The 25596-nt window shown below is 70.5% G+C and carries 23 protein-coding genes and 4 tRNA genes; 10 read left to right on the top strand and 17 right to left on the bottom strand.

Features of this window, described 5'->3' with window-relative positions:
- Window positions 1-34 precede the first annotated feature (34 nt).
- The 8 genes from ruvB to pdxS form a co-directional block, all read right to left on the bottom strand.
- Window positions 35-1078, bottom strand: a complete 1044-nt coding sequence (gene ruvB / locus MUN74_RS17280; RefSeq protein ID WP_244853849.1) for a Holliday junction branch migration DNA helicase RuvB — start codon at window positions 1076-1078, stop codon at window positions 35-37.
- Complete coding sequence (ruvA, locus tag MUN74_RS17275; RefSeq protein ID WP_244853848.1) at window positions 1075-1695, bottom strand: Holliday junction branch migration protein RuvA; 621 nt, start codon at window positions 1693-1695, stop codon at window positions 1075-1077. Before ruvA ends, ruvB begins: the two co-directional genes overlap by 4 nt.
- On the bottom strand, window positions 1692-2321 hold the full coding sequence (ruvC, locus tag MUN74_RS17270) for a crossover junction endodeoxyribonuclease RuvC (RefSeq protein ID WP_244853847.1): 630 nt from the start codon (window positions 2319-2321) through the stop codon (window positions 1692-1694). The genes ruvA and ruvC overlap by 4 nt, the downstream gene beginning before the upstream one ends.
- 10 nt (window positions 2322-2331) lie before the next feature.
- Window positions 2332-3087 (bottom strand): YebC/PmpR family DNA-binding transcriptional regulator, encoded by a 756-nt coding sequence (locus MUN74_RS17265; protein ID WP_244853846.1) that lies wholly within the window; start codon window positions 3085-3087, stop codon window positions 2332-2334.
- A gap of 110 nt (window positions 3088-3197) precedes the next feature.
- Window positions 3198-3734 carry a DUF1697 domain-containing protein gene (locus MUN74_RS17260; protein ID WP_244853845.1) on the bottom strand — a complete coding sequence of 179 codons (537 nt, stop codon included), beginning with the start codon at window positions 3732-3734 and terminating at the stop codon, window positions 3198-3200.
- 49 nt (window positions 3735-3783) lie between these two features.
- Window positions 3784-4497: a hemerythrin domain-containing protein gene (locus MUN74_RS17255; protein ID WP_244853844.1), complete on the bottom strand. Its 714-nt coding sequence runs from the start codon at window positions 4495-4497 to the stop codon at window positions 3784-3786.
- 125 nt (window positions 4498-4622) lie between these two features.
- Entirely contained in the window at window positions 4623-5261 is a 639-nt protein-coding gene (gene pdxT / locus MUN74_RS17250) for a pyridoxal 5'-phosphate synthase glutaminase subunit PdxT (protein WP_244853843.1), read from the bottom strand.
- Window positions 5258-6187, bottom strand: coding sequence for a pyridoxal 5'-phosphate synthase lyase subunit PdxS (gene pdxS / locus MUN74_RS17245; protein WP_244853842.1), 930 nt, complete (start codon window positions 6185-6187; stop codon window positions 5258-5260). The genes pdxT and pdxS overlap by 4 nt, the downstream gene beginning before the upstream one ends.
- Before the next feature lie 43 nt (window positions 6188-6230).
- Here pdxS and MUN74_RS17240 point away from each other — a divergent pair, with 43 nt between their 5' ends.
- On the top strand, window positions 6231-7622 hold the full coding sequence (locus tag MUN74_RS17240) for an aminotransferase class I/II-fold pyridoxal phosphate-dependent enzyme (protein ID WP_370647312.1): 1392 nt from the start codon (window positions 6231-6233) through the stop codon (window positions 7620-7622).
- A 7-nt stretch (window positions 7623-7629) separates the two neighbouring features.
- Entirely contained in the window at window positions 7630-8481 is an 852-nt protein-coding gene (pdxY, locus tag MUN74_RS17235) for a pyridoxal kinase PdxY (RefSeq protein ID WP_244853840.1), read from the top strand.
- Window positions 8482-8551: 70 nt separating this feature from the next.
- On the opposite strand, the gene MUN74_RS17230 is transcribed toward pdxY, so the two are convergent.
- Together MUN74_RS17230 and thrS are read right to left on the bottom strand one after the other, a co-directional pair.
- A complete protein-coding gene (locus MUN74_RS17230) occupies window positions 8552-9115 on the bottom strand; it encodes an HIT family protein (RefSeq protein ID WP_244853839.1) in 564 nt (187 codons plus the stop codon).
- Complete coding sequence (gene thrS / locus MUN74_RS17225; protein ID WP_244856487.1) at window positions 9112-11046, bottom strand: threonine--tRNA ligase; 1935 nt, start codon at window positions 11044-11046, stop codon at window positions 9112-9114. Before thrS ends, MUN74_RS17230 begins: the two co-directional genes overlap by 4 nt.
- Window positions 11047-11376: 330 nt before the next feature.
- Here thrS and MUN74_RS17220 point away from each other — a divergent pair, with 330 nt between their 5' ends.
- On the top strand, window positions 11377-13413 hold the full coding sequence (locus tag MUN74_RS17220) for a glycosyl hydrolase family 28-related protein (RefSeq protein ID WP_244853838.1): 2037 nt from the start codon (window positions 11377-11379) through the stop codon (window positions 13411-13413).
- Window positions 13414-13644: 231 nt separating this feature from the next.
- On the opposite strand, the gene MUN74_RS17215 is transcribed toward MUN74_RS17220, so the two are convergent.
- The 3 genes from MUN74_RS17215 to MUN74_RS17205 all read right to left on the bottom strand — a co-directional run bounded on the left by MUN74_RS17215 (window position 13645) and on the right by MUN74_RS17205 (window position 13947).
- Window positions 13645-13719, bottom strand: a tRNA-Val gene (locus MUN74_RS17215).
- A gap of 25 nt (window positions 13720-13744) precedes the next feature.
- Window positions 13745-13818, bottom strand: a tRNA-Cys gene (locus MUN74_RS17210).
- Between the two features lie 56 nt (window positions 13819-13874).
- Window positions 13875-13947 (bottom strand) — tRNA-Gly (locus tag MUN74_RS17205).
- 238 nt (window positions 13948-14185) lie between these two features.
- On the opposite strand from MUN74_RS17205, the gene MUN74_RS17200 reads away from it, so the two are divergent.
- Window positions 14186-14261, top strand: a tRNA-Val gene (locus MUN74_RS17200).
- Window positions 14262-14383: 122 nt separating this feature from the next.
- Here the strand turns inward: MUN74_RS17200 and MUN74_RS17195 are convergent.
- The 3 genes from MUN74_RS17195 to zapE all read right to left on the bottom strand — a co-directional run bounded on the left by MUN74_RS17195 (window position 14384) and on the right by zapE (window position 17499).
- A complete protein-coding gene (locus tag MUN74_RS17195; protein ID WP_244853837.1) occupies window positions 14384-14950 on the bottom strand; it encodes a type II toxin-antitoxin system PemK/MazF family toxin in 567 nt (188 codons plus the stop codon).
- Window positions 14951-15002: 52 nt separating this feature from the next.
- Complete coding sequence (locus tag MUN74_RS17190) at window positions 15003-16265, bottom strand: ammonium transporter (protein ID WP_244853836.1); 1263 nt, start codon at window positions 16263-16265, stop codon at window positions 15003-15005.
- A 178-nt stretch (window positions 16266-16443) separates the two neighbouring features.
- Window positions 16444-17499, bottom strand: coding sequence for a cell division protein ZapE (gene zapE / locus MUN74_RS17185; protein WP_244853835.1), 1056 nt, complete (start codon window positions 17497-17499; stop codon window positions 16444-16446).
- A gap of 142 nt (window positions 17500-17641) precedes the next feature.
- Between zapE and MUN74_RS17180 the strand changes: the two genes are divergently transcribed.
- Together MUN74_RS17180 and MUN74_RS17175 are read left to right on the top strand one after the other, a co-directional pair.
- The gene (locus MUN74_RS17180) at window positions 17642-18556 is read left to right on the top strand and encodes a sulfurtransferase (RefSeq protein ID WP_244853834.1); all 915 of its coding nucleotides are present in this window, start codon (window positions 17642-17644) and stop codon (window positions 18554-18556) included.
- A gap of 61 nt (window positions 18557-18617) precedes the next feature.
- A complete protein-coding gene (locus tag MUN74_RS17175; RefSeq protein ID WP_244853833.1) occupies window positions 18618-19055 on the top strand; it encodes a SufE family protein in 438 nt (145 codons plus the stop codon).
- Here the strand turns inward: MUN74_RS17175 and MUN74_RS17170 are convergent, their stop codons facing one another.
- Window positions 19056-20291: an alpha/beta hydrolase family protein gene (locus MUN74_RS17170; protein WP_244853832.1), complete on the bottom strand. Its 1236-nt coding sequence runs from the start codon at window positions 20289-20291 to the stop codon at window positions 19056-19058. It abuts the gene before it with no gap.
- Between the two features lie 86 nt (window positions 20292-20377).
- Between MUN74_RS17170 and MUN74_RS17165 the strand changes: the two genes are divergently transcribed.
- From MUN74_RS17165 to MUN74_RS17150, 4 genes are all read left to right on the top strand, one after another.
- On the top strand, window positions 20378-20968 hold the full coding sequence (locus tag MUN74_RS17165) for a DUF3000 domain-containing protein (protein ID WP_244853831.1): 591 nt from the start codon (window positions 20378-20380) through the stop codon (window positions 20966-20968).
- Entirely contained in the window at window positions 20961-22157 is a 1197-nt protein-coding gene (locus tag MUN74_RS17160) for an HRDC domain-containing protein (protein WP_244853830.1), read from the top strand. The genes MUN74_RS17165 and MUN74_RS17160 overlap by 8 nt, the downstream gene beginning before the upstream one ends.
- A gap of 78 nt (window positions 22158-22235) precedes the next feature.
- Window positions 22236-23441 (top strand): thiolase family protein, encoded by a 1206-nt coding sequence (locus tag MUN74_RS17155; RefSeq protein ID WP_244853829.1) that lies wholly within the window; start codon window positions 22236-22238, stop codon window positions 23439-23441.
- Between the two features lie 5 nt (window positions 23442-23446).
- Complete coding sequence (locus MUN74_RS17150; RefSeq protein ID WP_244853828.1) at window positions 23447-25591, top strand: 3-hydroxyacyl-CoA dehydrogenase NAD-binding domain-containing protein; 2145 nt, start codon at window positions 23447-23449, stop codon at window positions 25589-25591.
- The last annotated feature ends 5 nt before the right edge of the window (window positions 25592-25596 follow it).

Genomic DNA, 25596 nt, shown 5'->3' with positions numbered 1-25596 from the left:
AGTCGAGGGGCGTTGAGGGTGACGCCTCAAAGGATTATAGGTCATCGATCGGAAGGACCGCTGCCGTGCCGTCGGCGCCCGCGGTCAGCCCGAAGTGCCGCCATGCGGCAGGGGTTGCGACGCGTCCGCGGGGGGTGCGCGTGATGAGCCCGATGCGGACGAGGAACGGCTCGACGACGGCCTCGATGGTCTCCGACTCCTCACCGACCGAGACTGCGAGGGTGTTGAGGCCCACCGGTCCCCCGCCGAAGCGGGTGAGGATCGTCTCCATCACCGCGCGGTCGAGCCGGTCGAGCCCGAGGGCGTCGACGTCGTAGAGCTCGAGCGCCGCCCGCACGGCCTCGACGTCGGCTCGGCCGGTGTGGACGAGCGCGTAGTCGCGCACGCGTCGCAGCAGGCGGTTGGCGATGCGCGGGGTGCCTCGGCACCGACCCGCGATCTCGGCCAGCGCCTCTCGGTCGATGTCGAGCCCGAGCATCGTCGCCGCACGGCCGAGCACCTGCTCGAGCTCCGCCTCGTCGTAGAACTCGAGGTGCGCGGTGAATCCGAATCGGTCGCGCAGCGGGTTCGGCAGCAGGCCGGCCCGCGTGGTCGCACCCACGAGGGTGAACGGCGCGAGGTCGAGCGGCACCGAGGTCGCGCCGGCACCCTTGCCGACCATGATGTCGATGCGGAAGTCCTCCATCGCGAGGTAGAGCATCTCTTCGGCCGAGCGGGCCATGCGATGGATCTCGTCGATGAACAGCACCTCGCCGGGCACGAGCGAGCTCAGGATCGCGGCGAGGTCGCCCGCGTGCTGGATGGCCGGGCCGCTCGACATGCGCAGCGGCCGGCCCCCCTCGTGCGCGACGATCATCGCGAGCGTCGTCTTGCCGAGTCCGGGCGGACCGGCGAGCAGGATGTGGTCGGGGGTGCGCTGCTGCAGCGTCGCCGCCGTGAGCAGGAGCTGCAATTGCCCGCGCACGCGCGTCTGCCCCACGAACTCCTGAAGACTCCGCGGTCGGAGGGCCCCCTCGAACGCGAGCTCCGCCTCGGAGGCGAGTTCGGGATCGGTCAGGTCGTCGGCAGGTCGGCTCATCGGCTCCTCCCGGCCTGCTGGGCGGGACCGAGCCGGGCGAGCGTCAGACGCAGCAGCGTGGGCACCGACGCCTGCTCGACCTCGGTCGCCCCGGCCATCGTCTCGTCGAGCGCATCGGCGGCCACGCGCTCGGACCAGCCGAGACCCGTGAGCGCCGCGAGCACGCTGTCGGCGACGCCGCCGGACGCGACCGGCGCCGCGGCCGAGCGCGCAGCAGGCGCCGCGAGCTTGCCCGCGAGCGAGACGGTGATGAGCTTCGCCGTCTTCGGCCCGATGCCGCTGACCTTGCGGAAGACCGCGTCGTCTTCACGGTGCACGGCCTCGGCGACCTGGTCGGGTGAGAGCGACGACAGCACGCCGAGCGCCGACTTCGGGCCGACGCCGGTCACGCCGATGAGCAGCTCGAACACGTCGAGCTCGTCGCGGGTGCCGAAGCCGAACAGGGTCAGCGAGTCCTCGCGGACGATCAGCGAGGTGTGCACCGAGAGCTCATGACCCTCGCGGCTCGCGAGCACGAGCGCGGGGGTGGTGTTGACCTGGAAGCCGACGCCGCCGACGTCGATGACGACCGAGCTGCCGGCGGCGGCGAGCACGCGCCCGCGAAGAGAGGAGATCACTCCTTCACCCTACGGGCCGCCCCCGACACGGCTGCGGAACGCTCGGCGGCGAGCCACGCCCGCTGCGCGGGGGTCAGCGCCGCGGCATCCCCGGCGGTCGCACCGCCGCGTGCGCCACCGCGCGCCGCGTCACGGATCGCCTCGCCGGCGACGCCGCCCGTGCGCCAGGCGTGGCAGATCGCTAGCGCGAGCGCGTCGGCCGCGTCGGCGGGCTTCGGCACCGCCTCGAGCCCGAGGATGCGCGCGACCATCGCGCCGACCTGCTTCTTGTCGGCCCGCCCGTAGCCCGTGATCGCAGCCTTCACCTCTGACGGCGTGTGCAGCGCGACCGGTAGCTCGCGGCGTGCGGCGATGAGCATCGCGACGCCCGAGATCTGCGCCGTCCCCATGATCGTCGAGACGTCCGAGCGCGCGAAGACGCGCTCGAGGGCGACCGCCTGCGGGCGGTGCTCCTCGAAGATAGCCTCGAGCCCGTCGGCGATGCGCGCGAGCCGTCGTTCGATCGGCGCGTCGGTCGGCGATCGCAGCACGACGACGTCGACGAGCGTGGCCTTGCGGTCGCCCCGCACGTCGACGACGCCGACGCCGCAGCGGGTGAGCCCGGGATCGATGCCGAGCACCCGCATGACGATGGGCCTACTCCGCCTCGAGCTCGGCCTGCACCTCGGGGGTCAGGTCGAAGTTGCTGTACACGTTCTGCACGTCGTCGCTGTCCTCGAGGGCGTCGATGAGCCGGAAGACCTTGCGCGCGGTGTCGGCGTCGATCTCGACCTTGAGGTTCGGCACGAACTCGATGTCGGCCGACTCGTAGTCGAGCCCGGCCTCCTGCAGCGCCTTGCGCACCTCGACCATGTCGGACGGGTCGGTGATGACCTCGAAGCCCTGGGCGTGCGGCTCGATCTCTTCGGCGCCGGCCTCGAGCGCCGCCATCATGACGTCGTCCTCGGTGGTGCCCTCGCCCGAGACGACGATGACGCCCTTGCGGGTGAAGTTGTACGCGACCGACCCCGGGTCGGCGAGCGTGCCGCCGTTGCGGCTCAGCCCCGTGCGCACCTCGGCGGCGGCGCGGTTCTTGTTGTCGGTCAGCACCTCGACCATGAGGGCGACGCCCGACGGGCCGTAGGCCTCGTACGTGATGCTGAGGTACTCGACAGCCTCGCCGCCGATGCCGGCGCCGCGCTTGATGGCGCGATCGATGTTGTCGTTCGGCACCGAGGTCTTCTTGGCCTTCTGCACGGCGTCGTACAGGGTCGGGTTGCCGTTCATGTCGGCGCCGCCCATCTTGGCTGCGACCTCGATGTTCTTGATGAGCTTCGCGAACGACTTCGCGCGGCGCGCGTCGATGACGGCCTTCTTGTGCTTGGTCGTCGCCCACTTGGAATGCCCGGACATGCTGCTCCTGTATCGACTTCTCGGCGGGGGCGCCCGCCGAGGCTACATTCTAGTCGAGCGCGCGGCGCGCGCCCGTGAACACGACGGGGATGCCTCGCCGCGCGGCTCGATCAGACGACGAGCTTCTGCAGCGTGCGGAGGTTGCGCGTCGTGATGCTCGGCTTGAACCGCGCCTTCGCCGTGAGCTTCGAGAACGTGCTGTCGACGCCCCGGGCACGGCGATTGTGCCAGTAGAGCACGCCGTCGCCGGGCGTCACCACGTCGTCGGCCGCGTCGAGCGCGCCGGCGCCTGCGACGAGGTCGTCGAGCGCCGTCTGCGACGACGAGAACACGACGTAGGGATGCCACCCCTCGCGTTCGGCATCGAACGGGAAGCCCGCGATGACGCGTACGAGCTCGTCGCGCGAAACGAGCACGATCCACGCCTCGTAGCCGAAGCGGTCGGAGAGGGCCTGTTCGATGCGTGACTTCAGCCCCGAGGCATCCGTCTCGCCCGCCGGCGCCGTTGAAAACGCGACATTGCCGCTTGCGAGCACCGTGCGCACGCCCTCGAACCCGAGCCCGCGGAAGAGCTCGGCGAGTTCGGCGGAGCGCACGGTGACACCGCCGACGTTGACCCCGCGCAGCAGGGCGATCCATTCGGTCACGTGGGCGAGCGTAGCGCGGGCCGCCGACGCGCGACGCCGCGCGACGCCGTCACACCATGGCCGGCATGCCCTCGGGGAAGAGCCCCTGCTGCCACGCCGTGTACTTGCGCCGCATCAACAGCACCCAGAGGAGACGGATCGGTGCGGGCAGGTTCGACTTCAGCCACTGGTCGCGCTCGCCGGCCGGCACGGCGTCGATCATGAGGCCGAGCTGGACCGGCATCTCCTCCTTCGGGAGCGCCGCTCGCCCGTGCTCGCCGAGCTCCTCCCACTCGGACTGGCTGAGCACCCGGGCGGCGACCGGCACGATGTCCGTCTCCTCGCGACCGAGGTGCACGCCGAGGGTCGTGCCGACGTCGTCGAGCGCGGCGGCGAGCCGCTCCCCCGTCGTCGGGTCGGCGGTGGAGCTCCACGACGCGGCGAGCGGGTCGACGAGCTCCAGGAGCTCCGCGACGCGGGCGTGCTGTGCCTTCATCACGTCGACGTGCATCGAGCAGCCGGGCTCCCGACGCTCGAGGCGGTCCCAGAGCAGTTCGTCCTCGCCGTGGTGGTGCACGTGCAGGCCGCGGTCGAGCTGGTCGATGGCCTGTGCGACCGTTCGCGCGCGGACGACGTCGCCGGGCGCGACCTCGCGGACGAGTCTGGGCAGTTCGCGGTACCCCCAGCGGAAGATGCGGTGGATGATGAAGATGTCGCTCGTGTCGCAGCCGGTCTCGTCGACGACACGGTTCTCGGCGCCGGTGCTCGGCAGTCGTTTGGTCATGCGGGCGACGCTATCGATCGGCGACCGCGCCGGAATCGGTGCCGGCACTGAGACGCCCGCCCCCGTTCGAGGGTCCGGGCCCCGCGCCCGGACGGCAGCTGCGCACCCGCTCCGGCGCGTCGGACTCAGACCCGCGCGCCCACCTTCGACAGGAAGTACTCGTGGAACCGGTGCTCCCCGTTGATCTCGGGGTGGAAGCTCGTGCCGAGGAGGTTGCCCTGCTCCACCGCGACGACGCGGCCGTCGTCGAGGGTCGCGAGTGCCGTGGCCGCGGGCCCCACCGACTCGACCACCGGGCCGCGGATGAACACCGCGTGCACGGGCGGGTCGCCGAGTTCGGGAATCACGAGGTCGGTCTCGAACGACTGGTTCTGCGAGCCGAAGGCGTTGCGGCGCACGACGACATCGAGCCCGCCGAGCGACTGCTGCCCCTCGATCGCGTCGAGCACGGTGTCGGCGAGCATGATCAGGCCGGCGCACGTGCCGTAGACGGGCAGGCCATCGGCGATCGCCGCCCGCAGCGGCTCGGCGACGCCGAACATGCGCGAGAGCTTGTCGATGACGCTCGACTCGCCCCCGGGGATGACGAGGCCGTCGACCTCGGCGAGCTCCTCGGGGCGGCGCACGAGCGAGACGCGCGCACCGAGGGCTGCGAGCACTTGGGCGTGCTCGCGGAAGTCGCCCTGCAGGGCGAGCACGCCGACGCGGGGTCCGGCAGCGGCCGGCTCCGCATCGACGGAGCCGGCTCGCAGGGTCGTCGTCACCAGCCGCGCTCGGCGAGGCGGTGCGGCGCCGGCAGGTCGCCGACGTTGATGCCGACCATCGCCTCGCCGAGGCCGCGCGACGCCTCGGCGATGACCGACGGGTCGTCGTAGAACGTCGTCGCCTTGACGACGGCCGCGGCACGCGCCTCGGGGTTGCCCGACTTGAAGATGCCCGAGCCGACGAATACGCCGTCAGCGCCGAGTTGCATCATCATGGCCGCGTCGGCGGGCGTCGCGACGCCGCCCGCGGTGAAGAGCACGACGGGGAGCTTGCCCGTCTCGGCCACCTCGGCGACGAGTTCGTACGGTGCCTGCAGCTCCTTCGCCGCGACGTACAGCTCGTCCTTCGTCATCGAGCGCAGCGCGTTGATCTCCGAGGTGATCTTGCGGATGTGCTTCGTCGCCTCCGAGACGTCGCCCGTGCCGGCCTCGCCCTTCGAGCGGATCATCGCGGCACCCTCGTTGATGCGACGGAGCGCCTCGCCCAGGTTGGTCGCGCCGCAGACGAACGGCACGGTGAAGTTCCACTTGTCGATGTGGTTGACGTAGTCGGCCGGCGAGAGCACCTCGGACTCGTCGATGTAGTCGACGTCGAGCGCCTGCAGCACCTGCGCCTCGACGAAGTGGCCGATGCGGGCCTTCGCCATGACGGGGATGGAGACCTCGGCGATGATCGCCTCGATGAGGTCGGGGTCGCTCATGCGGGCGACGCCGCCCTGCGCGCGGATGTCGGCCGGCACGCGCTCGAGCGCCATCACGGCGACGGCGCCGGCGTCCTCGGCGATGCGCGCCTGCTCGGGGGTGACGACGTCCATGATGACGCCGCCCTTCAGCATCTCGGCGAGGCCGCGCTTGACGCGGTTCGAGCCCGTCTCGGGTGCGGTCACGGGGGAATCCTTTCGACGAGCGCGACGCGGTTCGCGCATCAGAACAGACCAACGGAATCATTGACCTAGGCCAAAAGATAGCATGGCCGGAGAACTGCGGAAGGATGGTGACGTGAGCATCGACATCGAAGGACGTTCGGCCGCCGAGATCGCGGAGAGCCTGCGCGCGTTGATCGAGCGCGGCGACCTGCGGCCGGGCGACGCCCTCCCCCCGGTGCGCAGCCTCGCCGAGCAGCTCGGCGTCAACCGCAACACGGCCGTCGCCGCATATCGACAGCTCACGACCGCCGGCGTGGTCGTCACGCTCGGTCGCGGCGGCACGCGCGTCGCGGGGTCGGCGCCGGTCGCACAGGAGGGCTTCGCCCCCGACACCGCCCTCCGCGACATCGGCACGGGCAACCCGGATGCCTCGTACATCCCCGATCCCTCGCGGGCCCTCGCGACCATCGCCCGCCGCCCCGTGCTCTACGGCGAACCCGTCATCGATCCGGGCCTCGAGGAATGGGCCGACGCCTGGATGCGCGCCGACCTGCCGCCCGGCACGCCGATGCGCCTCACGGTCACGAGCGGGGCCGCCGACGCCGTCGAGCGCCTGCTCGCCCAAGCGCTCACCCGCGACGACGCCGTCGCGCTCGAGGACCCGTGCTTCCTCACGAGCATCCACACGGTGCGCGTCGCCGGCTACCGCCCGGTACCGGTGGCGGTCGACGAGGAGGGCATGACGGTCGAGGGGCTGCGCAGCGCGCTCGAACAGGGCGTGCGCGCCGTCATCTGCACACCGCGCGCGCAGAACCCGACCGGGGCGAGCCTCTCGGCCGAACGGGCGGCCGCACTGCGCGAGGTGCTGCGCGAGCACCCGTACGTGCTGGTCATCGAGGACGACCACTACTCCCTGCTGTCGCAGCAGCCGTTCCAGTCGCTCATCGGGCCCGAGCACCGGCGCTGGGCGCTCGTGCGCTCGGTGTCGAAGTTCCTCGGCCCCGACATGTGCCTCGCGGTGACCGCGTCCGATCCCGAGACGGCCGACCGCCTCGCCATGCGGCTGACCCCGGGCACGACGTGGGTGAGCCACCTGCTGCAACGGCTCGTGCACGCGCTCGCGACCGATCCCGACGTCGCCGACGGCATCCGGGCCGCCGGCGCGCACTACGCCGCCCGCAACGCCGAGTTCGCGGCGCTGCTCACGGCGGCGGGGGTCCCCACGACACCGGGCGACGGGCTCAACGTGTGGGTGCCGCTCGCTGCACCGGCCCGCGCCGTCTCCGAGCAGCTCATGCGACGAGGGTGGCTCGCCCGCCCCGGCGACGAGTTCGCGCTCGGCGACCGGGCACCGTACGACCGGATCCGCCTCACCGTGCACGACCTCGACGACGACGAACTCCGGAAGCTCGCCGCCGACGTCGGGGCCGCGGTGCGCGTGGCGTCGGTGCCGGCCGCGACGCCCGCACGGGGCATCCGCTTCGAGATGGGATGATCGAACGGTGAAGATCCTCTCGATCCAGTCGGCCGTCGCCTTCGGTCACGTCGGCAACTCCGCGGCCGTGTTCCCCCTCCAGCGCATCGGCGTCGAGGTGCTCCCCGTGTATACGGTGAACTTCTCCAACCACACCGGCTACGGCGCCTGGCGCGGCCCGCTCATCTCCCCCGACGACGTCCGCGAGGTCATCACGGGCATCGAAGAGCGCGGGGTGCTCGGCGACATCGACGTCGTGCTGAGCGGCTACCAGGGCAGCGACGGCATCGCCGACGTCATCCTCGACGCCGTGGCCCGCGTGAAGGCCGCCAACCCATCGGCGATCTACGCCTGCGACCCCGTCATGGGCAACGCGAAGTCGGGGTGTTTCGTGGCACCCGCCATCCCCGTGCTCCTGCGCGAGCGCGTCGTGCCGGCCGCCGACCTCATCACGCCGAACCAGTTCGAGCTCGGGTACCTCACGGGCACCGAGCCCGACACGCTCGAGTCGACCCTCGCCTCCGTCGACCTCGCGCGCGCGTCGGGCCCCTCGACGGTGCTCGTCACGAGCGTCGAGCGCCCCGACCGCGAACCGGGCACGATCGAGATGCTCGCGGTCGACGCGAACGGCGCCTGGCTCGCGAAGACCCCGCACCTGCCGCTCAAGGCGAACGGCTCGGGCGACGTCACCGCCGCCCTCTTCACGGCGCACTACCGTCGCACGGGCGACGCCGCCGACGCGCTCGCGCGCACGATCTCGAGCGTCTACGACCTGCTCGCCACCACGCACGAGTCGGGCGAGCGCGAACTGCAGCTCGTCGAGTCGCAGGAGTTCTACGCCCACCCGCGCATGCAGTTCGAGGTGCAGCAGGTGCGCTGAGCTCGGCCTCGCGAACCACGACGGCGCCCCGGTCCACGACCGGGGCGCCGTCGTCATGACGGTCGACGACTCAGGCGGGCCACCCGTCGGCGATCTCCTGCCGCACCTCGCCGAGCAGCCGCGGCAGTGCCTTCGTGCCCGCGATGATCGGGAAGAAGTTCGAATCGAGCGCCCAGCGCGGCACGATGTGCTGGTGCAGGTGCTCGGCGATGCCGGCGCCGGCGATGCGCCCCTGGTTCATGCCGATGTTGAACCCGTCGCACCTCGACACCTGCTTCACGACGCGCATCGCCGTCTGCGTGAGGGCGCCGATCTCGGCGACCTCGTCGGCGCTCGCCTCGTCGTAAGTCGCGATGTGGCGGTACGGGCAGACGAGCAGGTGCCCCGAGTTGTACGGAAAGAGGTTGAGCAGCACGTACGCGTGCTCGCCCCGCGCCACGATGAGCGACTGCTCGTCGCTCATCTCGGGCGCACGGCAGAACGGGCACGTGTGCTCGTCGGGCTGCTGCCCCTGCTGGATGTAGACGAGCCGGTGCGGCGTCCAGAGCCGCTGGAACGCATCGGGGACACCAGCCAGGTCGGCCGAGGAGTCCGTGGGGACCCCGTCGAACTCGTCGCGCTCGTAGCTGGTCATGAGAACAGGTCGTCGCGGGTCGTCACCTGCCGGTGATCGGCGATCGACTCCCGCACGAGCTCGATCGCCCGATCGATCGGCACGCCGTTCTCCTGCGTGCCGTCGCGGAACCGGAAGCTCACCGTCTCGCCCGAGCGGTCGTTGTCGCCCGCGATGAGCTGGAACGGCACCTTCTGCGTCGTGTGCGTGCGGATCTTCTTCTGCATGCGGTCGTCGCTCACGTCGAGGTCTGCACGCACGCCGAAGCCCTTCAGCTGCTCGATGATCGCACCGAGGTAGGGCGCGTACTCGTCGGCGACGGGGATGCCGACGACCTGCACGGGCGCGAGCCACACCGGGAAGACGCCCGCGTAGTGCTCGAGCAGGATCGCGAAGAACCGCTCGATCGAGCCGAACAGCGCCCGGTGGATCATGATCGGCCGGTGCTTCTCGCCGTCGGGCCCCATGTACTCGAGCTCGAAGCGCTCGGGCAGGTTGGGGTCGACCTGCACGGTTGAGAGCTGCCAGGTGCGGCCGATCGCGTCACGGGTCTTGAGGTCGATCTTCGGGCCGTAGAAGGCCGCCTCGCCGGGCACCTCGGTGAGCTTCAGCCCGCTCGCGACCGCGACGTTGCGCAGCGCGTTCGTCGAGTACTCCCAGAACTCGTCGCTGCCGATCCACTTCGACTTCTCGTCGTCGCGCATCGACAGCTCGAGCTCGAAGTCCTCGAGGCCGAAGTCGCGCAGCATCGAGATGACGAACTCGAGCACCCGGGTCGCCTCCTCCTCGAGCTGCTCGGGGGTGACGAAGAGGTGCGAGTCGTCCTGGGTGAAGCCGCGCACGCGGGTGAGGCCGTGCAACGCCCCCGAGAGCTCGTTGCGGTAGACCGTGCCGTTCTCGGCGAGCCGCATCGGCAGGTCGCGGTAGCTGCGCGCGCGCTCCTTGTAGATGAGGATGTGCATCGGGCAGTTCATGGGCTTCAGGTAGTAGTCCTGGCCCTGCTTGGTGACATTGCCCTCGGCGTCGCGCTCCTCGTCCATGACGATCGGCGGGAACATGCCCTCGCGGTAGGTGACGAGGTGGTTCGACTGGAGGAAGAGGTCCTCCTTCGAGATGTGCGGCGTGTACACGTAGGTGTAGCCGCCCGCGATGTGGCGCCGGCGCGCGTGCTGCTCCATCTCGCCGCGCACGATGCCGCCCTTGGGGTGCCAGACCGACAGGCCCGAGCCGATCTCGTCGGGGAAGCTGAACAGGTCGAGCTCCTTGCCGAGCTTGCGGTGGTCGCGCTTGGCGGCCTCCTCGAGCCGGTGCTGGTAGGCGCGCAGCTCGTCCTTCGTCGGCCAGGCGGTGCCGTAGATGCGCTGCAGCTGGGGGTTCTTCTCGCTGCCGCGCCAGTATGCTCCGGCGACGCGCTGCAGCGCCCAGCCGTTGCCGATCATGCGGGTGTTCGGCAGGTGCGGCCCGCGGCAGAGGTCCTTCCAGGCGACCTCGCCGGTCTTGGGGTCGACGTTGTCGTAGATCGTCAGCTCGCCCGCGCCGACCTCGACGTTCTCGTTGTCGCCACCGGCCGAGGCGCTGCCCTTGAGGCCGATCAGCTCGAGCTTGTACGGCTCGTGGGCGAGTTCGGCGCGCGCCTCGTCGTCGGTGACGACGCGACGCACGAAGCGCTGGCCGGCGCGGATGATGCGCGCCATCTCCTTGTCGAGCGCCTTCAGGTCGTCGGTCGAGAACGCCTCGGCGACGTCGAAGTCGTAATAGAAGCCGTCGGTGACGGGCGGGCCGATGCCGAGCTTGGCCTCGGGGTTCACGTTCTGCACCGCCTGCGCGAGCACGTGCGCGGTCGAGTGGCGCAGGATGTTCAGCCCGTCGGGCGAGTCGATGGTCACGGGCTCGACGACGTCGGCGTCCGTCACCGTCGTGGCGAGGTCCTTGAGCTCGCCGTTGACGCGCATCGCGACAACGGAACGGTCGGTGAAGAGCTCGAAGCCGTCAGCCACCTGGATCCACTCCTTGTTTCTTGAAAACGAACCCTTCAACTGTAGTCGGCCGAGGTACCCCTCTTCGGCGCGCGGCTTGCGCCGGGTTGCACGCAAACGGATGCCTCGGGACCGACCTGTTTGCGACCGCTTGCGTTCGATCCTGCAAGAACAGGACTTTCCGTCGACAATTCGCGCGCATGGCTTGTGGCCCCGGTGTCGGCGCTCCTACAGTCGCCGCATCCGGGCCGATTCGGGCCCGCGAGCTGTCCGATGGCGCACACGACTCGAGAGGACCGTGCCGACATGCCCCTCCGCTCCCCCACCCGTTTCACGCGATCGGCCGCCGCGTCGGCCCTCGTGCTCGCCGTCTTCGCGTCGGTCCTGCTCGCCGCACCCGCGACGGCCGCCGCCGCGAAGCCGGCCCCGCCGGCGACCCCGCACGTCACTCGAGCCGCGCTCGAGCCGGTACTCGTCGCCGGCCGCGGCGCCGACGTCGCCTTCCTCGAGCAGGAGGCGGAGCACGCGACGACGACCGGAACCGTGCTGGCGCCGAGCCGCGATGCGTACACGCTCGCCGCCGAGGCCTCCGGCCGCTCGGCGGTGCAGCTCGCGCCCGGCCAGTACGTCGAGTTCACGCTTCCCGCGCGCGCGAACGCGCTCACGGTGCGCTACTCCGTTCCCGACGCCCCGGGCGGCGGCGGAATCGAGTCTCCGCTCGAGGTGACGGTGAACGGCCGTCAGTCGCACACGATGATGCTGACGAGCGAATACTCATGGCTGTACAACCAGTACCCGTTCACGAACGACCCGGAAGCGGGCCTCCTGCACCCCGACTGGTGGATCACCGAGTGCGGCTGCGTGCCCGGCGAGGGGTACGAGGTGCAGAAGCCGTTCCGTCCGATGCACTTCTACGACGAGCAACGCCTCCTGCTGCCGAAGACGTATCGGGCCGGCGACGTCCTCCGACTCACGGCACCGGCCGGCGCGACCGCGGCGCTCACGACGATCGATCTCGTCGACACCGAGTACGTCGAACCTCCGGTCCGCCGGCCGCGGGCGGCGAACGTGCTCGCCTTCGGGGCCGACCCGACCGGACGTCGAGACGCAGCCGGCGCGATCGAACGCGCGATCGAGTTCGCGAAGCGCACCGGCACGTCGGTCTACCTGCCGCCCGGCACCTTCCGGGTCGACCGCCACATCGTCGTCGACGACGTCACCGTCGAGGGCGCCGGCAACTGGTACACGATCGTCGCCGGATCGGAGATCGCGCTCGACGAGCCCGCCGCCGACGGCTCGGTGCACACCGGGGTCGGCTTCTACGGTCGGGATGCCGCGGACGGGGGCAGCTCGAACGTGCACCTGTCGGGCTTCACGATCCGCGGCGACGTCGCGGAGCGCATCGACACCGATCAGGTCAACGGCGTCGGCGGTGCGATGAACGACTCGACGATCGAAGGCCTCTACATCGAGCACACGAAGGTCGGCATGTGGTTCGACGGGCCGATGGACGGCCTCGTCGTGCGCGACAACGTCATCGTCGACCAGATCGCCGACGGCCTGAACCTCCACCGCGGGGTCACGAACTCGGTCGTCGAGGGCAACTTCATCCGCAACACGGGCGACGACGCCCTCGCGATGTGGTCGGAGGGCATCGCGAACGCCGGCAACACGTTCACCCGCAACACGGTGCAGACGCCGACCCTCGCCAACGGCATCGCCGTCTACGGCGGAGCCGACAACACCATCACCGGCAACCTCGTCGCCGACCCGATCCGCGAGGGCAGCGGCATCCACGTCGGAGCCCGTTTCGGCGCCGAGCCGTTCACCGGAAGCCTCGAGATCGGCGACAACACGACCGTCCGCGCCGGTACCTACGAGCTGAACTGGAACATCGGACTCGGGGCGATCTGGTTCTTCGCGCTCGACCGCTCGATCGACGGCGCCGAGATCACGGTGACGGGCGATCACTACCTCGACAGCACCTACAACGCGATCATGCTCGTCACCGACTGGCCCGTGAAGGATCGGCATGGCATCGAGCGGGTCGCGTTCAGCGACGTGCGGATCGACGGAACGGGAACGTCCGTCCTCAGCGCCCGTACGGCGGGCGAGGCGTCGTTCGCGAACGTCGACGCCCGCAACGTCGGGGCGGTGGGCATCAACAACTGCGGGGCGTTCAACTTCCCGCCGACGGGCTCGGAATTCTCGGTGATCGACCTCGGCGGCAACGACGGCGGCGGCACGACGGGACCCTGGCTCGCGCCCTGGGAGCTGCCGAACACCATCACGTGCGACGACCGGCCGCCGCGCGTCGCTCCGCCCGCGCCGAGCGCCTGGTAACGCTTCGCACCGTGCACATGCCCCGAACGGGGGTGTACCCCGGAGTAGGCATTTCGGGGGACAATTCCCCATGGACCGACCTTGTGCCGGCCCACCGGATCCCGGTGAAAGCGAAAGCCGGTCACCGGGGTCCGGCTCACCCCATTCCGAACAGGATGCGGCGAGCCGGGCCCGCACCGAGAAGTCGACGTGGAAACGAGAAAAGCCCCGGCTGAGCCGGGGCTTTCGTTGTGGTGGGCGATACTGGGATCGAACCAGTGACCTCTTCCGTGTCAGGGAAGCGCGCTACCGCTGCGCCAATCGCCCGAGTCGAGATCGGAGGATCTCGGCTTGGAGGTGGATACGGGATTCGAACCCGTGTATACGGCTTTGCAGGCCGCTGCCTCGCCTCTCGGCCAATCCACCGTTCATGGGTTCACCACCAAAGAACAGGAGCCGGGCTTTCGCCCGACCCTGATCAGAGCGGATGACGAGACTCGAACTCGCGACCCTCACCTTGGCAAGGTGATGCGCTACCAACTGCGCCACATCCGCGTTGCTCCGCATTTCTGCGTGCAGAGAAGACTTTATACACACTTCGAGCGATTCACAAACCGAGCGAGCGCCGGCGGGACTTCTCCCCGGTCACACGGCCAATCGTCCCGTGAATCCCGGGCGTGTCGACACCTTCGTCCGCTCCGCGCCGCGCCCGGCCGACGCCCGATGTGCATTCGCCCCGCTCCGTCGGCTAGTATCGAGTCCGGTCACCGCAACGGCGACCGAAATCCCACATGGGCGATTGGCGCAGCTGGTAGCGCGCTTCCTTCACACGGAAGAGGTCGTCGGTTCGAGCCCGGCATCGCCCACCACGAGAACGCCCCCGGTACGCCGGGGGCGTTCGTCGTTTCGAGACCACCACACGAAACCATCGCCCACAACAGAAAGCCCCTGGCCAGTCCAGGGGCTTTCGTCGTCTCGAGACCGAGAGCGCTCAGCGCCAGCCGTAGCGACGTCCGAGGGCGTCGGCGACGAGTCCGTAGCGTTCGGCGTCGAGCGAGGCCGCCTCGCGGCGCATGCCGCCGGTACGCACGCGGAACACCCGATCGGTCTTCGCCCAGCTCGGGCGGCCCTCGGCGTCCCAGGCCCCCTCTCCGAGCGCCACGTAGTCGCGATCGCCGTCGTGCGCCTTGCTCGTGAGCTGTACCGCCAGGAAGTCCCCGGTGCCCGAAGCGGCGACGATCACGACCGGACGGTCCTTGCCGCGCCCGTCGCGCTCCTCGTACGGCACCCACGTCCAGACGACCTCCCCGGGGTCGGGCTCGCCGTCGTGGCTCGGGGCATAGCCCAGCCGGACGTCGCGCAGGCGGCCCGGGTCGATCTCGACGGTCGCATCCGGGCCCGACTGCCCCGGCGAGACCTCGTCGGGAGAGAAGGGCGCCGGCGCGGCATCCCGAGTCGAAAGGGCCGCCGTGCGGCTCGCCGCCGTGCGAGCGCTGCCCGAGGTGAACGCCCGCAAGAAGCGGCCGACGGCGGTGCGGAGGCGGCCGGTGTCAGTCACACCGGGCACACTACCCCACCGCCGTCGGCCGGCCGAGGCTCGAGGATGAGCGTCAGACGGTCTCGAGCTTGTACGCGTCCTCACCGTGCACGACGGTGTCGATGCCGGCGATCTCGTCCTCGTTCTTGACGCGGAAGCCCATCGTCTTCTGGATGAGCGTGCCGATGCCGTAGGTGAGCACGAACGAGTACACGAGCACCGAGACGGCGGCGATCGCCTGCACAGCCAGCTGCGTCAGGTTGCCGCTGTAGATGAGCCCGGTGCCGTTCGCGAAGATGCCGAGGTACAGCGTGCCGATGAGGCCGCCCACGAGGTGGATGCCCACGACATCGAGCGAGTCGTCGAAGCCGAACTTGAACTTCAGGTCGATCGCGAGGGCGCACACGGCACCGGCGACGAGGCCGAGCACGATGGCCCAGATCGGCGTCAGCGAAGCGCACGCGGGCGTGATCGCGACGAGACCGGCCACGGCGCCCGACGCGGCGCCGACCGAGGTCGGCTTGCCGTCCTTGATCTTCTCGACGAGGAGCCAGGCGAGCAGGGCCGCGGCCGGCGCGGCGATGGTGTTCACGAAGGCGAGGGACGACGTGTTGTCCGCGGCGAGCTCCGATCCCGCGTTGAAGCCGAACCAGCCGAACCACAGGAGACCGGCGCCGAGCAGCACGAACGGCGGGTTGTGCGGCACGTGGGCGCCCTTGGAGAAGCCGACCCGCTTGCCGAGCACGAGCGCGAGGGCGAGCGCCGCCGCGCCGGCGTTGATGTGCACGGCCGTGCCGCCCGCGAAGTCGATCGCACCGACGCCGAAGACCTCCTGCAGGCCGTAGGTGATCCAGCCGCCGTACGCGAAGCTGCCATCGTCGGCGAGGCCGAAGTTGAACACCCAGCTCGCGACCGGGAAGTAGACGATCGTCGCCCAGATGCCCGCGAACACCATCCAGCCGCCGAACTTCGCCCGGTCGGCGATCGCGCCCGAGATGAGCGCGACCGTCAGGATCGCGAAGGTCGCCTGGAACGCCACGAACGCGAGCGGCGGGTACGCGGCGCCCTCGGGGGTCTCGAGCAGGCTCTCGAGCCCGATCGCCGACCAGTCGATCGACCACGGCGGCACGAGGCCCTCCGAGCCGGGGAAGGCGATGGCGTAGCCGTAGAGCACCCACAGCACGCCGATGAGACCCATCGCGCCGAAGCTCATCATCATCATGCTGATGACGCTCTTCGCCTTGACGAGGCCGCCGTAGAAGAACGCGAGCCCCGGCGTCATCAGCAGCACCAGTGCCGCCGAGATCAACAGGAACGCGGTGTTGCCTTGATCCATCTCTCGAACCTCTCTCGGATTCGGGCCGAGGGGGCGACCCGTGCCGCAAGTGTCACGAGCGGGCGTTTCGAGCGGTTCGTCGTTGTGTTTCGGGGGCGTTACGGTCGGGGCGGCCGTGTGAACAGCAGATTTCGGGATGCCTCGATCCTGCGGTGAATCGGCTGCGCGAGTGCCCCGATCAGTCGTGCGGCGGCAGCTCGCCCGAGGTGAGCGCGATCATGCGGCTCATCGAGCGGAGGTACTTCTTGCGGTAGCCGCCGGCCATCATCTCGGCGTCGAAGACCTCGTCGAGCGGGATGCCGCTCGCGATGACCGGCACCTCGGCGTCGTAGACGCGGTCGATGAAGGCGACGAGGCGCAGCGCCGCGTTCTGGTCGTGCAGTTCGTGGGCGCCGGTGAGGGCGATGGCGTCGAGTCCCTCGACGAGGCGCACGTACTTCGACGGGTGCACCGTCGCGAGGTGGGCGATGAGCTCGTCGAAGCCGTCGAGCGACACCCGATGCCCTCGCGAGGCGAGCGCGTCGACGGTGCGTCGCACCGCTTCGTCGTCGCCCGCGTCGACCGCGTGGCCCTCGGTGTCGCGCCGGCGGTAGTCGAGTCCGTCGATGCGCAGCGTCTCGAAGTTCGACGAGAGCGCGTGGATCTCGCGGAGGAAGTCGGCGGCCGCGAAGCGCCCCTCGCCGAGTGCGTTCGGCGGCGTGTTGCTCGTCGCGGCGACGCGCGTGCCGCCGGCCATGAGCTCGCCCAGGAATCGGGTCATGAGCATCGTGTCGCCCGGGTCGTCGAGCTCGAACTCGTCGATGCAGATGAGCTTGGCACCGCGAAGCAGCTCGACCGCCTGCGCGTACCCGAGCGCACCGACGAGCGCCGTGTACTCGATGAACGTGCCGAAGTACTTCGGCCCGTGCGCGACGTGCCACAGCGAGGCCAGCAGGTGGGTCTTGCCGACACCGAAGCCGCCGTCGAGGTACACGCCCGGCAGCTCGATGCGCGCGGGGCGCTTGCGTGAGAAGAATCCGCCCGGACGCTGGGCCGCTCGCCAGGCTCCCGCGAACTGGTTGAGCCGGTCGAGGGCGGCCTGCTGCGAGGGGAAGTCGGGGTCGGGACGGTACGACTCGAACGACGCGTGCTCGAACTGCGGCGGCGGCACGAGCTCGGCCGCGATCTCGGCCCCCGAGATCGATGGATTGCGATCGACGAGACGGATGGGTGCCGGGCTGGAGGCCGTGGTCATGCTGGAGAGCTCCCGTGTTGCACCTGATGACGGGTGCTGTGACTGCGCCCCGCGGGCCGCGTAGATTCTGAGGTGGACAGGTGATCAGCCTAGTCCGCTCCCCCGCTCAACCCGCCCGACCGGGCGACCACAGGAGGCCCCCATGTCCGCCGAGTTCGACTCCGCCGCGAAGTTCGCCGAGTACGCCCACCCCGAGCGCCTCGTCTCGACCGACTGGCTGGCCGAACACCTCGGCGAACCGGGCCTCGTCGTGGTCGAGTCCGACGAGGACGTCCTGCTGTACGAGACGGGTCACATCCCCGGCGCCGTGAAGATCGACTGGCACCTCGACCTCAACGACCCCGTCGTGCGCGACTACGTCGACGCCGAGCGGTTCGCCGAGCTCCTCGGGTCGCGCGGCATCGCACGCGACACGACCGTCGTGATCTACGGCGACAAGAACAACTGGTGGGCGGCGTACGCGCTCTGGGTGTTCACCCTGTTCGGCCACGAGGACGTGCGTCTGCTCGACGGCGGCCGCGACCTCTGGATCGCGGAGGGCCGCGAGATCACGACCGCCGTTCCCGACGTCGCGCCCGTGGAGTACCCGGTCGTCGAGCGCGACGACCGCGCGGTGCGGGCCTTCAAGGACGACGTGCTCGCGCACCTCGGGCAGTCGCCGACCGGGAGGGCGCTCATCGACGTGCGCTCGCCCGAGGAGTACACGGGCGAGCGCACCACGGCGCCCGCCTACCCCGAGGAGGGCGCGCTTCGAGCGGGCCACATCCCGACCGCGGCATCCGTGCCGTGGGCCCGTGCCGCGGCGGCCGACGGCACCTTCAAGACCCGCGCCGAGCTCGACGCGATCTACCGCGACGAGGTCGGCCTCGCCGACGGCGACGACATCGTCGCGTACTGCCGTATCGGCGAGCGGTCGAGCCACACCTGGTTCGTGCTGCAGCACCTCCTCGGGTTCGAGAACGTGCGCAACTACGACGGCTCGTGGACCGAGTGGGGCAGCGCCGTGCGCGTGCCGATCGTGACCGGCGCCGAGCGCGGCGAGGTGCCCGGCCGCTGAGGCGCTGCGCCGCGGCCCGACCCCGGCCGCGGCATCCGCGTCGCATGGGAGAATGGCTGGGATGGAACCGACGACCCTGCCCACCGCCCTCGCCGAGATCCGCGACGACTTCCTCGCCCTCGGCGTGCGCGACCGGCTGCAGCTGCTGCTCGAGTTCTCGAACGAGCTGCCCGAGCTGCCCGAGCGCTACGCCGACCACCCCGACCTGCTGGAGCGGGTCGTCGAGTGCCAGTCGCCGGTCTACATCTTCGTCGAGGTGCAGGACGGCATCGTGCACCTGTTCGCGACCGCCCCGGCCGAGTCGCCGACGACGCGCGGGTTCGCCTCGATCCTCGTGCAGGGCCTCGCGGGACTCACCGTGCAGGAGGTCCTCGACATCCCCGCCGACTATCCCCAGTCGCTCGGGCTCGGCGAGGCCGTCTCCCCGCTGCGGGTGCGCGGCATGACCGGCATGCTCGCGCGGGCCAAGCGTCAGCTCCGCGAGCGCGTCGCGGCCTGATCAGCCGACGATCTCCGCGTCGCCCTCGCCGGCGGCATCGGCCGGTGCGCCACCCGATCGCGTCGCGAGCCACGCCGTGATCAGTCGCGTCCAGCGTTCGGGATCGTGGTTCCACAGCTTCGTGTGACGGGCGCCGGTGAACTCCTCGAACTGCACGAGATCGGGGCGGGATGCCGCGAGCCGGCGCGACCCGTCGATGGGCACGAACCCGTCATCGGTGCTGTGCATGAGCAGCATCGGCGTCGCCAGCTCCCCCGATCGGGCCACGAGGTCGAGTGCGACGAGGTCGATCGGCGCTGCGGCCCCGGTGAGGCCGACGCCCACGGGCGCCCCGAGGACGCCCGCCACGAGGTCGCCGAGGCCGGCCGGAAGGCCGAGCGCCGTCCCCTGGAAGCGGAGGATGTCGACCCAGTCGACCGCGGGCGAGTCGAGGACGACGCCGACGAGGTGCTCGCGCGCCTCCTCGGAGCGCAGCACCGCCTGCAGTGCGATCATGCCGCCCATCGACCAGCCCATGAGCACGATCTCGCGGGCGCCGCGCGCGGTCGCGAACCGCACCGCCGCGACGACGTCCTCCCACTCGGTGCCGCCGAGGCCGTAGCGGCGGTCGGCGCTCTCGGGTGCCTCGCCGTCGTTCCGGTAGGAGATGAGGAGACTGTTCCAGCCCGCCTCGTGAACGGGCGGCACCGCCCGCAGCGCCTCGTGGCGCTTCGCGCCGCGGCCGTGCACCTGCACCACCCATCGGTCGGTCGGAGCGGCGGCGGGCACCGACCAGGCGGGCGCCGGGCCGAGCGGGGTCTGCACGACGACGTCGCGGTACGGCAGGTCGAGCTCCCAGGGGCCGAGGAAGTACCACCCGTCGATGCGCCCTCGCCGTGCCCGATCGAGACGACCGTAGTCGACGGCGTCGATGCCGCGGATCACGACACCGCCTCGCTCCTCGTCGACGTCGGCGAGGCGGGCGTGACCGCTGTCGCCTTCGAACCAGAGCCCGTAGCGGCCGTGCATCCGCGACTCGTCGCTCGCCGCGAGCGTGATGCGGCCGGCGGCGAGGTCGACGCCGACGATCCGCACGTCGTCGTCACGTTTCGCCTGGGGGGTGACCACCTTCCGGGCGAAGACGACCGTGGCGAACGCGGTCGCGACGGCGGTGACGACGGCGATCGCGCCGGCAACGATCCCCACGGCTGCGACCGTCGTGCCGAGGACGCGCAGTCCCGTGCTCCGCTTCGCCATCCGCTGCTGCCTCCCCTTCGACGCCACTGCGAGCCGGTGCGGCGTGCCGCCGCCCCCGGCTCCGATGGAGACTCTAGTCTGCACTCGTGCCCGACCACCCGACCGTCGCCCCCGCCGAGTTCGAGAACGCGCTCGCCTCGATCCGGGCCGCCGTGCCACGTGCCGAGCTCACCGTCTCGGAGATCCCGGCTCCGGGCGGGCTGGCCCCGTTCTCGGTGGCCCTGTCGGCCGACGTCTCCCCCACCCGGCACGGCGACGACTCCGAGCTCGGCACGGGTCGGTTCATCCTGCTCTACGACCCGGCCGAACCCGAGGCCTGGGGCGGCCGGTTCCGCGTCGTGTGCTTCGCACAGGCCCCGCTGGAGACCGACATCGGGCTCGACCCGTTCCTCGCCGACGTCGCCTGGTCGTGGCTCATCGACGCACTCGACGCGCGGGGCGCTCGGTACGTCGCCGCGTCGGGCACGGCCACGAAGATCCTCTCGACCGGTTTCGGCGAGCTCGCCCACCAGGGCGACGGCGCGCAGATCGAGCTGCGGGCGTCGTGGACGCCGCTCGACGCGGCGATCGGCACCCATGTGGAAGGCTGGGGAGAGTTGTTGTGCATGCTGGCGGGGCTCCCGCCTCGTGCTGAAGGGGTGACCGCACTGCCCCGCCGGAGGTCTGATCGTGGATGAGTATCGGGTGATCGAGACGCCGGGCGCGTTCGACGAGGCCGTCGACCTGCTGCTCGGCGGCGAGGGACCGATCGCGGTCGATGCCGAGCGCGCGAGCGGGTTCCGCTACTCGCAGCGCGCCTACCTCATCCAGATGTACCGGCGCGGAGCCGGGGTGTTCCTCTTCGACGCCCCCGCGGTCCCCGACTTCTCGGCCCTGGAGGACGGCATCCGCGCCGAGGAGTGGGTGCTGCACGCCGCGAGCCAGGATCTCGCGTGCCTGCGCGAGGTCGGCCTCGACCCAGACCACATCTTCGACACCGAGCTGGCGGCACGCCTCCTCGGCATGCCGCGAGTCGGACTCGCCTCGGTCGTCGAGGAACTGCTCGGCGTCAAGCTCGCGAAGGAGCACTCCGCGGCGGACTGGTCGACCCGGCCCCTCCCGCAATCGTGGCTGAAGTACGCGGCCCTCGACGTCGAGCTCCTCGTCGACGTGCGCGACCGTCTCGTCGACCGGCTCGACGAGACGGGCAAGGCCGCCCTCGCCGGGCAGGAGTTCGACGCCGTGCTGCATCGCGCCGCGAAGCCGCCGGCCGCCGAGCCGTGGCGCCGGCTGTCGGGCATCCACTCGATGCGCAGCCCCCGCAACCTCGCGGTGGCACGCGAACTGTGGGTCTCGCGCGACGCGCTCGCTTCGGAGACCGACATCGCGCCCGGGCGGCTCATCCCCGACGCATCCATCGTCGCGGTCGCGAGGGCGCTCCCCTCGACGCGTCGCGCACTCGCCGACCTCCGCGAGTTCACGGGTCGCGCCAGCCGCTCGGAACTCGATCGGTGGTGGTCGGCGATCGAGCACGGGCTCTCGACCGACGAACTGCCGGCCGTCCGCGTGCCGAGCGACGCGCCCCCGCCGCCGCGGGCCTGGGCCGCACGCAACCCCGAGGCCGACATCCGCCTGAAGGCGGCGAAGGCCGCCGTCGCGGTGATCGCGGAGCAGCTCGACATGCCGGTCGAGAACCTGCTGACCCCCGACTTCCTGCGGCGTGTCGCATGGCACCCGCCGCAGCCCGCCGATGCCGTGTCGATCGGCACCGCGCTCGCTCAGCTGGGCGCACGCCCGTGGCAGATTGAGGCAACCGCACAGATTATCGCCGATGCGTTTGTCGAGGCATCACAATCGCTCCTCGACGCGACCTCGGAGGGTTCGTAGGAACCGTCAAGCGATTCACGGGCGCCGAACACCGGTTCGTAGGATCGAAGCATCCTGATTTCGAAACGGAGCTGCAGCGTGGCTGAACGAGCTGATGTCGTGTTCGTCGACGGGGTCCGAACCCCGTTCGGACGAGCCGGTGAAAAGGGCATGTACTGGAACACCCGGGCCGATGACCTCGCGGTCAAGGCCATCACCGGGCTCCTCGAGCGCAACCCGAACCTCCCTCCCGAGCGCGTCGACGACGTCGCCATCGCCGCGACGACGCAGCAGGGCGACCAGGGTCTCACGCTCGGCCGCACGGCTGCGATCCTCGCCGGCCTGCCGATGAGCGTGCCGGGCTTCGCGATCGATCGCATGTGCGCCGGCGCGATGACCGCGGTCACGACGACCGGGTCGGGCATCGGCTTCGGCCAGTACGACGTCGTGATCGCCGGCGGCGTCGAGCACATGGGTCGCCACCCGATGGGCCTCGACGCCGACCCCAACCCGCGCTTCCTCACCGAGAAGCTCGTCGCGGCCGACGCCCTGAACATGGGCAACACGGCCGAGCGCCTGCACGACCGGTTCCCCGAGCTCACGAAGGAGCGCAGCGACCGCTTCGGCATGCTGAGCCAGCAGAAGGTGCAGGCCGCGTACGACGCCGGCCACATCCAGCCCGATCTCGTGCCGGTCGCGATCCGCACCGCCGAGGGCTGGGGCCTCGCGAGCGAGGACGAGGGCCGTCGCCCCGCGACGACGATGGAGGGGCTCGCGAGCCTCAAGACCCCGTTCCGCCCGCACGGCCGGGTCACGGCGGGCAACGCCTCACCGCTGACCGATGGCGCGACCGCCGCGATCCTCGCGAGCTCGGACGCCGCGAAGGAGCTCGGCCTCACCACGAAGATGCGCATGGTGAGCTTCGGCTTCGCCGGTGTCGAGCCCGAGGTCATGGGCATCGGCCCGATTCCGTCGACCGAGAAGGCGCTGAAGCGCGCCGGCCTCTCGATCGACGACATCGGCCTGTTCGAGCTCAACGAGGCGTTCGCCGTGCAGGTGCTGAGCTTCCTCGACCACTTCGGCATCGCCGACGACGACCCCAGGGTCAACCCGTGGGGCGGCGCGATCGCGATCGGTCACCCGCTCGCCGCGTCCGGCGTGCGCCTCATGCTGCAGCTCGCCCGTCAGTTCGAGCAGCACCCCGAGGTGCGCTACGGCGTCACCGCGATGTGCGTCGGGCTCGGCCAGGGCGGCACCGTCATCTGGGAGAACCCCAACCACAAGAAGTACGGAAAGGGCCGCTGAACGACATGACCGACTACTCGAAGATCGACTTCTCCGAGCTGGCGGCCGCGTTCGCCGACGACGAGGTCGTCACGCACTCGTACGTGCGCGACATCCGCCTCGCGTCCGGACGCACCATCGCCCTCATCACGCTCGACAACGGGCGCGACCACACGCGTCCGTCGACGCTCGGCCCGGTCACGCTGCTCGAACTGAACGACCGCCTCGACGAGCTGAAGGGCCGTGCCGCGGCGGGCGAGATCCAGGCGGTCGCCGTCACCGGCAAGCCGTACTTCCTCGCGGCGGGCGCCGACCTCTCGAAGGTCGGCGAGATCCCGAGCCGCGCCATCGCGCTGCAGATGGGCCAGCTCGGGCACATGGTGTTCGGCAAGCTGAGCGAGCTCGGCGTGCCGTCGTTCACGTTCATCAACGGCCTCGCCCTCGGCGGCGGCCTCGAGATCGCGCTCAACAGCGATTACCGCACGGTGGATGCCTCGGCGCCGGCGATCGCACTCCCCGAGGTCTTCCTCGGCATCGTGCCCGCCTGGGGCGGCGCGTACCTGCTGCCGAACCTCATCGGCATCGAGAACGCCCTCAAGGTCGTCATCGAGAACCCGCTCAAGAACAACCGCATGCTGAAGGCGAAGGACGCGTTCGACCTCGGCATCGCCGACGCGATGTTCGCCCCGGTCAACTTCCTCGAGGACTCGCTCAAGTGGGCCGACGGCGTGCTCGGCGGCTCGGTGCAGGTGAAGCGTCCGAACGTGCCCGGCAAGCTCGAACGGCTCGCCAAGTGGGACGTCGCGGTCGGCATCGCACGCAAGAGCATCGAGGGCAAGCTCGGCACGACCGCGAAGTCCCCGTACGTCGCCCTCGACCTGCTCAAGGCGGCGAAGTCGGGCACGAAGGCCGAGGGCTTCGCCCGAGAGGACGAGGCGCTCGCCGACCTCGTGGCAGGCGACCAGTTCGTCGCGTCGATCTACGCGTTCAACCTCGTGCAGAAGCGCGCCAAGCGGCCCGCCGGTGCGCCCGACAAGTCGCTCGCCCGCAAGGTGACGAAGGTCGGCATCATCGGCGCGGGTCTCATGGCGAGCCAGTTCGCGCTGCTGTTCGTGCGCCGCCTGCAGGTGCCGGTGGTCATCACCGATCTCGACCAGGCGCGCGTCGACAAGGGCCTCGCGTACATCCGCGACGAGATCGGCACGCTCGAGCAGAAGGGCCGCATCGACGGCGACGAGGCGAACCGCCTGCGCGCCCTCGTCTCGGGTACGACCGACAAGGCCGACTTCGCCGACTGCGACTGGGTCATCGAGGCCGTCTTCGAAGACCTGGCCGTGAAGCAGCAGGTGTTCGCCGAGGTCGAGCCGCACCTGTCCGAGACCGCCGTCATGGCGACGAACACCTCCTCGCTCTCGGTCGAGGAGATCGGTGCGAACCTCGCGCACCCCGAGCGCCTCGTGGGCTTCCACTTCTTCAACCCGGTCGCCGTCATGCCGCTCCTCGAGATCGTCAAGACGCCGAAGACCGACGACGAGACCCTCGCCACCGCGTTCGCGACGGCGGCCAAGCTCCACAAGAGCGCCGTGCTCACGGCCGACGCACCGGGCTTCGTCGTGAACCGCCTGCTCGCGAAGGTCATGGGCGAGGCGGCACGCGCCGTCGACGAGGGCACGCCGGTGCCCGTCGTCGAGAAGGCGCTCGCACCGATCGGCCTGCCGATGGGGCCGTTCGAGCTCATCGACCTCGTCGGCTGGGCGGTCGCCGCCCACGTGCAGGACACGATGGTGCGCGAGTTCCCCGAGCGCTTCTACGCCTCCCAGAACATGCACGCGCTGTCGAAGCTCGGCGCTCCCGTCGTCGAGAAGGACAAGCACGGCAAGGTCACCGACCTCACGAAGGACGCGAAGAAGGCCATCACGGTCGGCAAGACCGCCGTCGACGCCGCGACGATCCTGCGTCGCGTCGAGGACGAGCTCGCCCGCGAGATCAAGCTCATGCTCGACGAGGGCGTCGTCGCCGCGGCGGAGGACATCGACCTCTGCCTCATCCTCGGCGCCGGCTGGCCGTTCCAGGCCGGCGGTGCCACGCCCTACCTCGACCGCGTGGGCGCGTCGGAGCGCGTGTTCGGCGACACCTTCCACCACCCCGCGATTCGCGGGGTCGGCGCGTAGGCCGT

The sequence above is a fragment of the Agromyces sp. H17E-10 genome (assembly GCF_022919715.1).
Lineage (GTDB): Bacteria > Actinomycetota > Actinomycetes > Actinomycetales > Microbacteriaceae > Agromyces.
The sequence above is the reverse complement of the archived record's forward strand: the minus strand, read 5'-3'. Positions and strand labels throughout refer to the sequence as shown.